Below are 15,196 nucleotides of genomic sequence, written 5' to 3'. Positions count from 1 at the left end.
CTAGCTGCTTCGTGACAGCTACAGAGGAATGCGCAAAAAGACGACATTTCTGGCGCGAAAGGAGTTCTACAATGCAAGAAAGAGAGAAACAGAAAATCGACCAGGAGAAAAAACACGCCAATGAAAAGGAGCGGCGTGCCCATCCGCAGGAAGATGTCAAGAAGCAGGTCAAGCAGCCCCATGCTGGTATGGCAACCGATCCTGAGACCATGAAGGACCCGGGATATGCCAAAAGGATCGAGGAAAAAACGAAAAAACATTAGCTGCTTTTTTCACAGGGTCGGTACTCGTAATGAGCGCCGACCGCTTTTTTATCCCTTTCATATTGTATCTATTTATGTTACCATGTTCATAGAAACCTGAATATTGATCTGTGTAGCTCCCAGTCCCACGTATTCTGTTGCCATTCCGGGAAGAAAGGCGCTTTTACCTTTTCCGTGGAATACTGTTTGTATTTCCACCATGTACCGGTTATCCGCTCTCAGGAAAGGAGAAACGACTGCATGAAGTCAGGCGTCAGCATCCACTATCGGCTGAAGGGTGATATATTCGGAGCGCGCCGCTGTGCTTGCCCCTGCAATCCCTGCGACTGTGATCCGTGCACCTGCGGAGATGAAGTGCATATGCCAGCATGGCGTATCAGCGGGTACTATATCGAAAATGGCACCATCGATACAGAGACCATGACAAACAAAATCATACTCTGCCTGGCGATTCCAGACGAAAACAAAGAGTGGCAGGAAGTCCTTCTCGTTGATAACACACTTTCCACAAAGCAGGTGCTTCTGCTGTTAGAGGCGCTTGAGGCCGACCTGCATAGCATGCCCGCCGAGATCAAGAAACCGATTACCTGGCAACGCGAAGTGTACGCGGTCCCAATGGAATATGTACGGGGAGACAATGGCCCGATGCTCTGTGTCACCTGCTCGCCTGCTCAGGTGCGGCTGCTTCGCCAGGGGCTCAACCACTACGTCCCCGAGTGGATGTACAGCGGCCCGATGGCGCTACGCTCCAGGCTCGACAAGCAACAATAGAGAAAAAGAGCGGTGCCGCTTGTGAGGCGGCATCGTTCTTTACTGGATACCTGCCGCCTCCCCGGCGATAGTATGACCTATCTGCCCGAGTACATCGGCAATCTTCGGCAGAGTTATTTCTTGCTCGTCAAATTGAATCGTGACGGCTTTATTTGAGACATCCGTCTGTACGACCGCGAGACCGGGTAACGTTTCTAGCGCACGAACTACCTTCTTCATGCACCCCTGACACCCGATCTTCGGCAGCGTCAATACTTTTGTCTGCATCATTTCTTGAAATCCTCCATTACCGCTTTTCTCTCAGTATAGAGCAGCCGCAAACAGAACGCTATCAGGATCAGTCTGTATTTTCGCGGCCCTTTCTTCTTCCCATTTTGGCCCATGAGCCATACGCAAAAATGATATACTGAAGGCAGGAAACGAAAGGAGAAACAGATGAAAGCATACTGGAATGGCGCCTTGCTGGCAGAAAGCGATCAGTGCGAAGTGGTAGAAGGAAATTACTACTTTCCGCCAGATACCGTCAATTTTGCCTATCTCAAACCAAGCGATACACATACACATTGTCCCTGGAAAGGGGAGGCCAGCTATTACACCGTCGAGGTAGCCGGGAAACAGAACCCCGATGCCGCGTGGTATTACCCTTCCCCGAAACCCGCTGCAAGCCAGATCGCGGGCTATATCGCATTCTGGCATGGCGTCACCGTTGAGCCGTAGCAGCTTCTCGCTGTGCTCATTTTCCCCTCATGCCCTCCACAGGGATTGCACAAAAAATCGAAGCAAGCTGTCACCGATGAATAGGGCTGCATCGTATGCTAAGAAGAGAGGCCGCAAGCAGTTCTAACTGAGGGCAATAGAGGGGAAAATGCAACGGATAACAAAACGGGACAAAAACGAGTATAAGCCATTTATTTATCAGACTCGAACCGGTCAAAGCGCCTGGGCCCCTGCGATGAAAGAGGCTGGAAAGCGGATACTGTCGTTTAACCGTTCGCAGATCATGGCGCTTCCGGCCATACGCAGCGTCTTTGGCTTCGCGGTCCCTCTGGTGCTCGGGTTCGTAACCCATCAAATTCCGATAGGTGTGGCGATCGCTGCCGGCGCCTCACTGCTTGGTACAATTGGCATGACCTCCGCCTCACGAGTGCGAAAGCGCATTCTGATCTATGCCTGTATCGGATTTTCCTTTTCCGCTTTTGTTGGAAGCTTTATCGGCAATTCTCCCATTCTCTGCGTTCTTGCCGCTGGCATCTGGGGCATAGGCGGCGGCTTGATGGTTGCGCTCGGACAGGTAGCGCAACTCGTCGGTCTTGAATGCACACTCTCGATGTTGCTCTTCACACGCTTCGCCACCGACCCGCTTCACGCCTTTCTGCAAGCGCTCCTGACGCTGATCGGCGCGTTCTGGCAAACCTTGCTTGCGCTCATTCCGCTGCCGCTACCGGGTACACAAACCGAGCGCTCAAGTATGGCGGCACTCTATCGCGATCTGGCTGATTACGCCGCCAAACCCGCTGACGAGGTGCTCGGGCGCAACGTGCGCGAAAGCCTGCTGAAAGTTCAGAATGTTCTGGCAGAAAGCAAGCTCAAGAGCCGCAAAGAAAAGCTGAGCGCGGCCTTGCTGGAAGCGGGCGAGAGAATCCGGCTTTGTCTGCTCCAGCTTGACCAGATTCAACAGTTGTACCGCGAACGAAACGAGACCCGCAAACAGGCCGACGCAATCAAGCAGGTATTTCAGGCAAGCTCAATCATGCTCGGTCAGATTGCCCATATTCTGGAACCACAATCTCCCTGGTTGCGTCTGGTCCCGCAACATTACATTATCAAGCAAGCGCTGACAAGGCTCCGCAAGCAACCCTCCCAGATAGAGACAGTGGTTGATGTTCAGCAACCCCTGAACCTGGCAGAGAGCATTCGGGATCAGCTTCACTACGCTCGGAAGCTCGCTCGGGCATGGCGCTCCGGGCAAACGGCATCGATCAAACTGATAACGCCAGAACAGCCTTACCTGCGTCTGCGCGACCCGCTCAGTACATTAAAAGCCAACCTATCCTTTCGCTCAACGGCGTTCCGTCACGCAATCCGGCTCGGGGTCACTCTGGCGCTTGCCACCGCCCTGTATCGGCTGATCCCCCTGCCTTTGCAGCGCGGTTACTGGATCCCGCTGACCACGCTTCTTGTACTGAAACCGGATTGGAGCACAACCCTCTCACGCGGCTTTGCACGAGCCCTCGGGACCATACTTGGCGCGGTCATCACCACATTCGTGATCGCGGTAACCGATCCACACCCGATTCTCCACGTGATTTTTCTTATTCTCTTCGCATATGTTGCCTATGCACTCCTTTATGCCAACTATAGCAGCTTTTCTTTGATGGTAACTGTCATGACTGTGCTCATGCTGGCCTTTGTCACGCCCCAACCGCTCGATCTGGCTCTTTTCCGGGCGCTTGATACAGCAATTGGCGGCACACTTGCCATGCTGGCCTATTTCATCTGGCCGACCTGGGAATATCGGCAGATTCCAGACAACATAGCCGATCGCCTGAGCTGCCTGAATGCCTATCTAATAGCGGTATTAAAAGCGATTGAGAATCCAGATGCCTATAATGAAGTGAATCTGCAAAAGGCGCAAACAGAAACACGGCTCTCTCGTTCCAATGCGGAAACATCGGTTCAGCGGGCCAGGAATGAACCATTCCCTCATACACTGAATTCAGCCGCAATCGATGGCACATTACAGGCCGCTGACAATATCGCCGGGAGCGCCCTTATTCTCGAAGGTGCGCTCTTAAACAAGCGTTTTGTGCAGGTCTGTGAGGAGCTTGAGCCCTTCAGACAGCGCGTCGATACGGCGCTACAGGAGTTTGTGCACGCGATCAAGGAGCAGCGTTCTCCTGCGCCGCTTCCTTCCTTCAAGGAGGAGCTTGACACCCTGGAACGATGGCGCAAAGTCAGGCATCTCACCGAAGAAGAACGAGCAGCCAGATACCTGCTGGTAACCGAGATCAAGCATATTATTGATAATATCTCCATTATTCACAACCTTCTGAGCAAGCGGTCATAACCGATGAAAAAGAAATAGTTATACAGTGGCAATTTCCTGCATCTTGTTGACATTCTTCTGCAATACAGGTATACTTTCTACAAAACAGAGAAAAAATTTACCATTTTTCTGAAAAATTTTATGCGCATGCTGTTGAACTAAGATAGGGGCATATGAATACAAGCACATCAAGCGATCTATTGAGCACCAAGCTGACCGCTCCCTATGCCCGGGCCGCTCATATTCAGCGTCCACGTCTCTTTAAGCTGCTGAATGCCGGGCTTGAGGGCAAGTTAACGCTGGTTTCGGCTCCGGCGGGCTTCGGCAAGACTACGCTGGTTGGAGAGTGGGCAGCACAACACGCACCGCTGCCTGTGGCCTGGGTCTCACTCGATAGCGGCGATAACGACCCGTATCGCTTCTGGCGCTATGTGCTGGCAGCCTGCCAGATGCTGTATCCGATGGACACAGCAGCATTGGATCTTCTCAATGCAGCGCGACCTCCCTCATTTGAAAGCATGCTGACGACGTTTATCAATGAGCTGGCGCGGCTCCCCGAGCGTGGTATCATGATCCTTGAGGACTACCATGTGATCCACCTGCCCGTTATCCATGAGGCCATGACGTTTCTGTTGGAGCACCTTCCGCCTTCTCTCCACCTTGTGCTGATTACGCGCGCGGAGCCACCTTTACCGCTGGCACGCCTTCGAGCCCACGGCGAGATGCACGAAATCCATGCAGAACAACTCTATTTCACTCTGGAAGAGACAGAGACATTTCTACAGAAAACGCTGGCTTCTCCGCTCACACCCGAAACGCTGGCACGCATTCACGCTCGTATTGAGGGCTGGCCAACCGGGCTCCGCCTGCTCGCACTGGCGCTACAAGGCCACACCGAGCAGCGGGAAATCGAGCGCATCTACACGACGTTCTCCGGGACCCATCGGCACATCTTTGATTACTTTGAAGAAGATGTACTGGCAACCCAGCCCGAAGCGCTTCAGACCTTCTTTCTTCAGACCAGCATCCTGACTCGTCTGCATGCTTCGCTCTGTGATGCCGTCACGGACAGAGCCGACAGTGCGCAGTTGCTTGAAAAACTCGAACAGAGTAATCTATTCCTTTTGCCGCTTGATGACAAACGCCAGTGGTATCGTTATTATGCCCTCTTTGCCGAAGCAATGCAGCATATTGCACAGCGCCGCCTCGGCACGGCTGAACTCTGTAAGCTCTATACGCGTGCAAGTCACTGGTATGAGGAGCAGAAACTGTATCCAGAGGCTATTGAAGCAGCGCTGGCCGCGGGCAATGTCAAGCACGCCGCCGTCATGATCGAGCGGCATTTCTCGCTGCAACAGAATATGATCGAGCTCCATACGCGCTACCGCTGGCTACGCCAGATACCCGCTGAAACGCTACAGGAGCATCCGAACCTCTGCCTGCTCTTCGCCCTCGCCATGCTCTACACACTCGATCGTAGCTCACCAGCCATCCTTGAGCCTGTGGAGCAGGTGCTGTCACTGGCCGAACCCCCCGGCGAACCAAATGAGTTTACAGGAGCAATTGAGTCGGTACGGGCACAGATCGCCCTCTGGCAGGGCAACGAAGGTCAGGCGATCGCTTATGCCCATCGTGCGCTTGCTCACCTGCCTGAAGATGCCCATGAGTTCCGCTGCGCTTGCCTGATTATTATCGGCACCGAGCAGCAGCTTCAAAATCGCTATGAAGAGGCCAGAGCATACTTTCTCCAGGCGCGTGAGGCCAGTATTCGGGCAAACAACCCCTATAGCGAGCGCGCGACCATTTCGCTGCTTGCCAGTTCCTACCAGCAAGAGGGAAAATTACATACAGCGGACCAGTTGTACCACCAGGTAATAGAGGCCGCACAGGACGACGTCAGCGACCAGGCGCAGGCTTTCATCGGGCTCGCAAGCATCTTCTATGAGTGGAACGAGCTGGAAGCAGCAGAACAGTATATCTCTCAGGCTCTTGATCTCGGTAGAGAGTACGGCCCGATGCTTGGAGAGCGTATGGTTGAGGAGTATATCATTCAGCCTGCCACGCTGCTCCAGGCACAAATTCTCTATGCTCGGGGAGAGCACGAGGCCGCCCGTGAACTCCTGACGGCGCTTCATCCCCATTCAGTACATATGAAGCCGCACTTGCTTCTCACGAATATCGACGCCATTCACGCGCAGATCGCCTTTGTTCAGGGTGACACTGAAGCTATCAGGCGGATCAGCGCAACACGCAAGCTCTTCAACGAACGAAGACCGTTCCTGCAACAGGAAGAGATCGACTTTCTCATCATGGCACGCCTGCTTCTTATGCAGCAACGAGCTCAGGAAGTCCTCGCCCTGATCGAGGCTCGCCCACAGGCACAAGCGCTTGAGAGCCAGCTCCGACTGCTGCTGCTCAAGACGCTGGCATATGTTCAGATGCGAGAGCAGACACAGGCCAGACAAACGCTTCTGCATGCGCTTGAACTGGCCCGGGAAGAGGGTTTCCAGCGCATCTTTTTGAATGAAGGCGAGGCACTCAAACTGCTGCTCTCGGCCCTCAGTGCAGAGCTTCGCGACAAACCGCTTGCAACCTATGTGCGCACACTTCAGCAAGGCTTTACCAGGCTCCAGCCCACAGAGCAGCGCCACCGCACCAATCGGTTTGTGCTGATAGAGCCGCTGAGTGCACAGGAAAAGCGTGTGCTTCACCTTCTTGCCGCAAATCTCTCGAATCCCGAGATCGCCCGAGAACTGGTCGTTTCTATCAATACCATCAAGACCCAGGTGAAAAGTATCTTCCGCAAGCTCAACGTTAATAGTCGGAAGGAGGCTATTGAGGTAGCGCGACAAACTGGCCTGCTCAGCCTGTAAAGCGAGGCGAGCAGGCAATCTCTGCCGTTAGCTCGTCACGCCCGTATAGTGGCATACTGTAGAAACAGCGAGGCAATGGCAGCTACGTCAAAGCTCCTTCTTCTCGCACTGAGAACGTCCTGCTTCTACTAGCAATTTTCTATGCAAGGGAGTTTTTCCTGTATTGCGGGAAAAACGCTGGAACAGATGCAGCCATCACTCGTTCAGAGGCACACAGAGCAAACGCTCCAACGATACAGGAACCCTCTGGATGAATGGTTGCTGGAAGGAGCCAGGTAGGTGTGAACCAGCAAGAGACATGTTTGAGCCTCAAAATGGCGCATAGAAGGCCTGGTACCCCTTGCTGTAGTCCCTACGCCCCTTATTGGCCGCGTGAGGACGTAGGAATCGATATGAGAGGCGCGGTATCCAGAATGCTGGTATTTCTGCCTGCCTTCGGCAACAGGATCGTGAAACAGGTTCCTTCGCCCAGCCTGCTTTCAACTGATACCGTGCCGCCCATTGCCTCAGTCAAATCCTTCACAATAGCCAGCCCGAGACCAGTACCAGAAGCGGGCTTCTGACGCGATTTCTCCGTACGATAGAAGCGATCCCAGATGTGCTTCAGTTCACGAGGATCGATCCCCTCGCCCGTATCCTTCACCTGAATCATGATCTGATCACGATGCGGCTCGGCGGTCACCGCAATAATACCACCCGGAGAGGTATGGCGCATGGCATTATTAAGCAAGTTCTGGATAATCTGCTCAACCCGGCTCTCATCGACCAGCGCATAGGGAAGATGCGGCCTGACCTCGCCAATCAGCTCAATACGCCGTCCCCGCCACGCAATCGGTTTGACTGTATCCACCACACGCTGCACCAACAGTTCAATATTGATTGGCTCACAGCGCAGCGCCAGCTTGCCAACCTCCATACGTGAGAGGGTGAAGAGATCATCGATCAGCGTTTGCAGACGAATAGTCTGCATCTCAATCGTTTCGAGATCCTGCTTGAGCGTTGCAGGCGGCTCCTGTTGCCACGCATTCAGCGACGATTCCAGATAGCCACGAATCGTCGCAACAGGCGTACGAAGCTCATGCGATACATTGGCAATCAGCTCGCGGCGCTCGTTAAGCAAACGGGCCACATTATCGCGCTCGTTCTGAAGCTCATGCATGGTCTGATCGAGCGCGGCAGCCATCGCGTTAAAGTCAGCTTGCAAACGCGCCACCTCATCTTCACCCTGCACAGGCACCCGGATGCGATAATCGCCAGAACGGAGAATGCCAGCCGCCGCAACCAGCAGCTCAAGGCGCTCCGTCGTCTTCGAGACAAAGAAGTGCGAAAAGATCGCCGCCACCGGCAACAGGAACACGATCACCATCATCGAGAGAAAGAAGAACATAAGCAGTATCAGCACAATGGCAAGTGGAGCCTGTGCTGATGGTAGCTGCGTCTCCGCGCTTGACCAGATGGATACGAAGCCAACGAGCAGAAAGACAAAGAAGAGGCAGGACAACGGCACCATCAAAATGGCATGGGTCAACGACCAGCTCAAATGCTGACGGCGCAAACGGTTCCAGTAGATCAGCGCCCGCGAGGCCACACGCAGAAACAGGAAGAAGGCTGCGCAACAGATGGCATTGGCAATACCCAGAAAGAGCATGACGCTGCGTGCTTCGCTTTGATAGCTCTCCGCCGATTGGGAAAGCGGCAACAGGGTCTGTTCGACAATTGGCACGTAAAAGAGCAAAGCAACTACCCCACAGAAGAAAAAGAATAACAGGCATGCGATTCCACATTCATAGAGCAGGCGCTTCAAAAGCCTCATGTTCCCGTATTGAAGCCTCCAGCGAAGCGAAAAAACCAGTATACTGCTCGGGCTAAAGAAGATGAAAAATGAGATAGAGGCCTCATCCATGTTTACCTTACTACTATCATGGAAAAGGAACGTCCAACATACAACAAACAACACCTGAAAAATGATCATTTCCAGCGCTGCACGCAGCAGCCCCACATGAAAGAGCTGGCCTGCTATCTTTTTCCTCACGTTCTGTGCCCTCATGCGTTTTCAGTACCCTTCTTATTCGCTACGTAATCGATAGCCAATGCCCCAGACCGTTTCGATAACGCTGCCTACAGCGCCAAGCTTTTTCCGCAGGCGCAACACGACGTTATCAACCGAGCGATCGCCGCCGACGTATGTCCCGCTCCAGAGCGTCTCTATCAGGTATGAGCGGCTGAATGCCCGGCCCGGACTGCGCATTAATAGTTGCAATAATTCAAATTCAGTCGGGCTCAAATCGAGCAACACCCCATCCAGCGTGACCTGATGCGTTTGTGGATCAAGTTCAAGCGTCTTGATACGCAGCTTCTCGCTGACCTGCTGCCGGTCGGCCTTCAACGTTTTCCGAATCAACTCGGAACGGCGAAGAAGCGCCCTGACACGAGCGACCAGTTCACGCAAGCTAAACGGCTTGGTCAAATAGTCGTCAGCGCCCAGTTCAAGCCCGAGCACGCGATCAGTCTCCTCCCCTCGCGCCGTCAACATCAAAACAGGGGTCGCGGATTTCTGGCGCAAACGGCGCAGCACCTCAAGTCCGTTCAGGCGCGGCAACATCCAATCCAGCACCACCACATCGGGTTGATAGCGCTCATGCATCTCCAATGCTTTTATTCCATCTATTGCATGATAGGTCCGATAGCCTGCTGCCGCCAGTTCCCGCAAGACGACTTGCGCCAGATCCGCTTCATCTTCAACAAGAAGTACAGTTTCTATATCTTCCACTGCATTCGACATATGTTACTCTCCACCTCTCAATAGTATCGCAAAATAGAGCTTTAAGGAACCGCCTATACCTCGAATGTACACGTTGAGACAAACTTGCGACAAATTTTTGACAATCTACCCGGCTTTTCATGACAATTTGACCATTTGTCATCAATCCCTTTTGCCACTCAACACATCCCACTACGCTTGTCACTACACATATACGAACGATTCCGGGAAAGGGGACAAAAAGAAAGAAGAGATAGGGCAAATGACCCAGACCTCGGATAGGGCTTTCCTGATATACTTTTTTCTATTCAGTGCAAGAAGAAATCGAATGAGACACCAGAGAAATATTGGAAGTATTGGAAGTATTGGAAGTATTGTATAATGGACACAAAAAACAGGGATACAGGAACGGGCACAAAGGCGCGCTACATGCGGCGTCGCATTCTGGCTCGGACGCTTGCTCTCGCGCTTTTCCTCCTCGGTTTGAGTTGCTCCCTCATCCCCTGGGGGCGGGCTGCACTCCGCACCACCTTTCTCATTCCAGCATTTATTATGTCATCCCAACCTGCCCCATTACAAATAGCAGGTGAACCGATCACCCATATTACACAAACAATCAATTCCCGAAGCGGTCCGGCCTATCTGGATCTCTTTGTGCCAACCACTCAACCGCTTGACGCTGGCACACGGCAGGGCGTGCTGCTGATTCCCGGCGCGGGCGATCATCGCAAGCTACCCGAGCTGCTCAATTTCGCGGAAGCGATCGCCAGAACGGGCGTCGTGGTAATGGCGATGACCACACCGACACTCATTCAGTCCTCGATCTCTGTCGATGATACCGACGCTGTGGTGCAGGCATTTCAGACGCTCTCTCGCCGACCCGAACTGCGCGGCCAGAGAAGCGGTATTATCGCCTTTAGTGCGGGCGTTCCGCTTGCCTGCTTTGGCGCGGCAGACGCGCGTATCCGGGATCAGGTGGCCTTTGTGGTCAACTTTGGTGGCTACTTCAACACCTGGACCACCCTGCGGGCTTTTGGTTATCGCTCGCTTGCCTTTGATGGCCTCAAGGAGCCCTGGGAGCCGATACCGTTCGCGGTTCAGGTGCTTGGCAATATGCTGATCCCCACCCTCGCTTCTTTCGAGGAGCGTGAGACGCTTCGCGAGGCTCTGCTAGACGGTGCCACACCGCTCAGCGAGCAAGAGCTACAGCGACTCTCTCCTGAGGCCCGCGCGATCTACAGGCTGCTGACAGGCCGTTCCCCGCACACGGTGGAAGCCGATATTGCAATCCTGCCACCCGAGACGCGCCAGCAGATAGATGCCCTCTCGCCTCAACGGGTGCTACCGGAGCTCAAGGCGCCCGTCTATCTGGTACACGATCGCCATGATACCGCCCTGCCCTTTACTGAGTCGCGCGACTTTGCAAAGGCGCTTGACAAGCTGCATCATCCCTATGATTACCTGGAAGTACAGATCTTCAATCATGTCGAAGTGCGCCCGGACTTCAGCACATTGCAACTGCTTTCAGATGGCAGTACGCTTGCTTTTCTGCTCACAAAAATACTGCATTCAGGAGGACTCTAGCATGCTATCACACTTCCTCGTTCTTTCCGGTCTCTGGGTTGCGATGGGCGCAGTGCTCGGACTGCTGATAGCCGCCGCAACTGGACGCAAGTCTGCGCGGTTATTACTGGCTGGAAGTGGTCTTGCGCTGTCAGCGGGCTGGCTCGGCGTCTGGCTGCTGGGCACACCCTTCGCCACACCGTGGAGTCTCTGGGTGACGCTCCTGGGCCTGTTTCTCCTCGCTCGCTTTGTGCCTGCCTTCCGACTCAACCGCTGAAAGCGCACCCTTTCCACAGACAAAAGGAACAAGTTCGCCCTCTCCCATAGGCGTGCGATCCCCTTCAGTGGAGGTCTCATTGCTTGTCCCTCTGGTATAGTGATATGAGAGAAGATGAATAGCGTCTCTCAGGTGTTTGCTGTAACCGCGCTTCAAGCGCAAGATCCGCGCTATTCCATGTGACTAAAGTACCAATGCGCAACAAAAAGCCGTCCATTCGCATTATTCTGAAGAGAGGAGGGTGAGAGGGAGCCTTTCCGATCATATAGATGCATACGTACTCTCACATGTATGGATACGGCGTCTCTATGAGGGTTTTATATAGTATATAATGAAGAGGCAGTATAGATGCTGTATGCAGCCTGAAGCAGGGCTACAAGCACGTATATCTCTCCTGTGACTCTCTACATAGAGCGCCTTCCCATTATAGAGAAAAGCAGTATCATAATTTGTTGCATTCGGTTTTAGAAGGAGTTTGTGAGTGTATCAACCCAACCCACCGCAGATGCCACAGTATCCACAGCAGCCGCCTAAAAAGCCGCGCAAGAAGGCCGGTCTTATCGCACTAATTCTACTTCTCGTCGTGTGCGTGCTGGTTCTGGTCGGTATCTCTGTGGTCGTTCCAACATTTATGGCCGACGCGCTGTCGCTGGCACCAACACCGACACCATCACCAACCAAGCCGCCAACGCCGACGCCATCGCCAACCCCCGCCTTTAATCCAGATGTAGGAGCCATTCTACCCAAAAATCGCGTCGTGGCCTTCTACGCCATTCCCGGGGCACCGGCAACCGGGCCTGCCTACCAGCTCACTGATACCATGCTTGAGCAACTGAAACAGCAGGGAGCAGCCTATGAGCAGATCGACCCGGAGCATCCGGTCAAGCTCGGCATTGACCTTGTTGTTAGCGTTCCTGACGGCTCTCCCGGGCCACAACATACATACAGCCACCATGTCGATGAAGCGACCATTCAACAATATATTGATTTCTGTCAGGAGCATGACCTTTTGCTGTTCCTGGATCTGAATTTCGGTCAGTCAGCGATTATGCCAGAAGTTAATTTCTTCCTGCCCTATTTGCAGAAATACTCGTTTGTGCATATGGCCGTTGATCCAGAATGGATGTTCCCGCGTCATGATGGCGTTCCAGGCACCAACCTGAGCAACGTTCGCGCTTCGGATCTGAACCCCATCATTGAGGCAGTGGCAGAGATCCCGATGAAATACCATGTGCCGCGCAAGATGCTGATTATTCACCAGTATCGACCGAGCGGCGACGATCTGAAGAATCCCTACGATGCCTCAAAGGCGGAGATAGCCGATAAGCGCAACCTGCGTTTCGATCCCCGAGTAGACGTTGTGCTGCATGTCGATAGCGTCGGGGGCTACCCCGGAGACCATGAGGATAAAGTGGAGCAATACACACAGTGGGTGCAAGGAGACATGCAGAAATACAATAATTTCAAGTATGGCGGCTTCAAGATATTCTATAAGATCGAGTCGAAAACCGGCATTATGACGCCCGACGAGGTAATGAAACTCGATCCCGCACCATTAGTCATCACCTATGGCAACTAAGCCCAATCGCGACATGAGAGAGGAGAGCGTGAGCCTTCTTTACCGCTTACGCTCTCTTCTTTTGTGCTCATATATGAGCAGCCTCCCTCATCAGATTGACATTTCTTTATACCGTATGCTATTCTATCTAACGAGACTTCGTATCATTTTATAGACAGTGAGCGTTCATCATCTCTCCTGTGCTACATATTCCTTCCGGCTGTTGTGGTAGGGACAGAGATAAACAGGAACAAAACGAGCATGTTTGACATATTCGCCTATTCTTTTATCCGAAACGCGTTCATCGCTGGCACCTGTGTCGCGATTGTGGCCGCTGTTGTTGGCTACTTTCTTATTGTACGCGGCCTGACCTTTGCCGGGCACTCGCTGGCACACATTGGCTTTGCGGGGGCCGCGGGAGCCGTCTTTCTGGGAATACATCCGGTCATCGGGCTGCTGATCTTTACGATCGGGTCCGGCGTTGGCATCGGCTTTCTTGCCAGAACGCTACGTGAACGGGATATCGCCATAGGGGTGGTTACTACCTTCACTCTGGCTCTGGGCTTCCTTTTCCTCTCGCTCTATCGTGGCTACGCCGAAAAGGCGTACAGCATCCTTTTTGGCACCATTGTCGGCATCAGCAGCCTTGATAGCACAGTCACATTGATCTTTAGCATTCTCGCGCTTGCAGTCCTTTGTTTCCTTTTTCGCCCGTTGCTCTTCAGCTCAGTTGATCCCGAAGTAGCGCAGGCACGAGGAATGCCAGTGCGCCTGTTAAGCGTTCTGTTTCTGGTGATCGTCGCAATTACCATTTCTATCTCGGTCCAGATTGTGGGCGTGTTGCTGATCTTCACCTTGCTGGTTGGCCCGGCAGCGACCGCCATTCGGATCGCACGTACTCCGCTGGGCGCAATTGCCCTTTCGATTGTGCTAGGTATCATCTACATCTGGGTTGGCATCTATCTGGCAGCGATCACACCGCTGAACTTCTACCCGCTGAACACGGTCTCATTGCCGATCAGTTTTTGTGTCGCCACCATTTCATTTGGCGTCTATCTGCCCGTGCGCCTGCTTTCGCCGCTCTGGTTGAACCGCCGTCGTCGAGAGCTTACAGCACAGCCACAACCGCTCGCCATGCAACCTGAGCAGGCAAAAATGGAGCCTGAGGTTTTGCGATCATCACGGTAGGGATATACTATGTTTGAACTGTTTCACCTGTATCAAGATCAGGATTTCGTCTTCTGGGCTTTTGCCGCAGGAACCGTTGTGGCCATTGTCTCGGCTATTGTCGGCTATTTTGCCGTCCTGCGCTCACAGACATTTGCGGCTCACGCGCTGTCACACATCGGCTTCGCGGGCTCGACCGGAGCCGCGCTGTTCGGGATCAGCTCATTCGCGGGCATGTTCCTCTTTACTATTCTGGCGGCGCTTGGTATGGGGGCACTTGGCAACCGGCTTCGCGGGCGCGACATTGAGATTGGCATGTTTCTTTCCTTTGTGCTTGGCCTGGGGGTACTCTTCCTGAACCTCTACACACAGCAAGCGACCTCTACAGTTAATCTGCTCTTCGGCTCGCTTTGGACGGTCCGGGCTGCTGATGTGCGGGTTATGCTCCTGTGCGGACTTGGCGTGCTGGTTATTCTGGCCTGTATCTTTCGTCCGCTGCTCTTTGCCTCGATCGATCCACAGGTTGCACGCGTGCGTGGGGTGCCTGTTCGTCTGCTCTCGTTACTCTTTATGGTACTTCTGGCAATCACCATCGCGGAGGCCGTACAGGTTATCGGGGTGCTCCTCTCATTTGCCTTGCTGGTTGTTCCTGCCGCCAGCGCCGAGCATCTGGTTCATCGGCCACTTGCCGCGATTGGCCTTGCAATTCTGCTCGGGCTTGGCTTTACATGGGGTGGCATCCTCCTTGCTCTGGTCGGACATTGGCCCGTCAGCTTCTACATCTGTGCGCTGGCAACCGGCGCCTTCTTCCTGACCTACTACCTGCAAACACGCCGCATCCCGCGCCGCTACAAGCCGCTGCCGCACCCGTCATGCGAGTGCTATGATCCGGCTGAAAGTCAGGTCTAACGCAAAGA

The 15,196-nt window shown here is 53.5% G+C and carries 12 protein-coding genes and 1 pseudogene; 10 read left to right on the top strand and 3 right to left on the bottom strand.

Annotation, left to right across the window (positions count from 1 at the left end):
- The first annotated feature begins 71 nt into the window (after nt 1-71).
- Both KTH_RS04280 and KTH_RS04275 read left to right on the top strand, forming a co-directional pair.
- Nucleotides 72-263, top strand: a complete 192-nt coding sequence (locus tag KTH_RS04280) for a hypothetical protein (RefSeq protein WP_111323144.1) — start codon at nt 72-74, stop codon at nt 261-263.
- Nucleotides 264-503: 240 nt separating this feature from the next.
- Nucleotides 504-1,034: a hypothetical protein gene (locus KTH_RS04275; protein WP_497616628.1), complete on the top strand. Its 531-nt coding sequence runs from the start codon at nt 504-506 to the stop codon at nt 1,032-1,034.
- A gap of 39 nt (nt 1,035-1,073) precedes the next feature.
- On the opposite strand, the gene KTH_RS04270 is transcribed toward KTH_RS04275, so the two are convergent.
- Complete coding sequence (locus KTH_RS04270; protein WP_497616626.1) at nt 1,074-1,304, bottom strand: heavy-metal-associated domain-containing protein; 231 nt, start codon at nt 1,302-1,304, stop codon at nt 1,074-1,076.
- A gap of 162 nt (nt 1,305-1,466) precedes the next feature.
- Between KTH_RS04270 and KTH_RS04265 the strand changes: the two are divergent.
- From KTH_RS04265 to KTH_RS04255, 3 genes and pseudogenes are all read left to right on the top strand, one after another.
- Nucleotides 1,467-1,751, top strand: a pseudogene (locus KTH_RS04265) (DUF427 domain-containing protein); the annotation flags it as partial.
- 148 nt (nt 1,752-1,899) lie between these two features.
- Nucleotides 1,900-4,101 carry an FUSC family protein gene (locus tag KTH_RS04260; protein ID WP_497616623.1) on the top strand — a complete coding sequence of 734 codons (2,202 nt, stop codon included), beginning with the start codon at nt 1,900-1,902 and terminating at the stop codon, nt 4,099-4,101.
- A gap of 152 nt (nt 4,102-4,253) precedes the next feature.
- A complete protein-coding gene (locus KTH_RS04255) occupies nt 4,254-6,953 on the top strand; it encodes a winged helix-turn-helix domain-containing protein (RefSeq protein WP_497616622.1) in 2,700 nt (899 codons plus the stop codon).
- A gap of 361 nt (nt 6,954-7,314) precedes the next feature.
- On the opposite strand, the gene KTH_RS04250 is transcribed toward KTH_RS04255, so the two are convergent.
- A complete protein-coding gene (locus KTH_RS04250) occupies nt 7,315-9,000 on the bottom strand; it encodes a sensor histidine kinase (protein WP_497616620.1) in 1,686 nt (561 codons plus the stop codon).
- An 18-nt stretch (nt 9,001-9,018) separates the two neighbouring features.
- Nucleotides 9,019-9,735, bottom strand: coding sequence for a response regulator transcription factor (locus tag KTH_RS04245; RefSeq protein ID WP_111323130.1), 717 nt, complete (start codon nt 9,733-9,735; stop codon nt 9,019-9,021).
- A 408-nt stretch (nt 9,736-10,143) separates the two neighbouring features.
- Here KTH_RS04245 and KTH_RS04240 point away from each other — a divergent pair, with 408 nt between their 5' ends.
- From KTH_RS04240 to KTH_RS04220, 5 genes are all read left to right on the top strand, one after another.
- Nucleotides 10,144-11,298 (top strand): alpha/beta hydrolase family protein, encoded by a 1,155-nt coding sequence (locus KTH_RS04240; protein ID WP_497616617.1) that lies wholly within the window; start codon nt 10,144-10,146, stop codon nt 11,296-11,298.
- 1 nt (nt 11,299) lies between these two features.
- On the top strand, nt 11,300-11,554 hold the full coding sequence (locus tag KTH_RS04235) for a hypothetical protein (protein WP_111323124.1): 255 nt from the start codon (nt 11,300-11,302) through the stop codon (nt 11,552-11,554).
- Nucleotides 11,555-12,035: 481 nt separating this feature from the next.
- On the top strand, nt 12,036-13,133 hold the full coding sequence (locus KTH_RS04230; RefSeq protein ID WP_111323122.1) for a hypothetical protein: 1,098 nt from the start codon (nt 12,036-12,038) through the stop codon (nt 13,131-13,133).
- A 240-nt stretch (nt 13,134-13,373) separates the two neighbouring features.
- Nucleotides 13,374-14,300 (top strand): metal ABC transporter permease, encoded by a 927-nt coding sequence (locus tag KTH_RS04225; RefSeq protein WP_111323120.1) that lies wholly within the window; start codon nt 13,374-13,376, stop codon nt 14,298-14,300.
- Nucleotides 14,301-14,309: 9 nt separating this feature from the next.
- On the top strand, nt 14,310-15,188 hold the full coding sequence (locus KTH_RS04220; protein ID WP_111323118.1) for a metal ABC transporter permease: 879 nt from the start codon (nt 14,310-14,312) through the stop codon (nt 15,186-15,188).
- Nucleotides 15,189-15,196 lie beyond the last annotated feature (8 nt).

The sequence above is a fragment of the Thermosporothrix sp. COM3 genome (genome assembly GCF_059696735.1).
The sequence above is the reverse complement of the archived record's forward strand: the minus strand, read 5'-3'. Positions and strand labels throughout refer to the sequence as shown.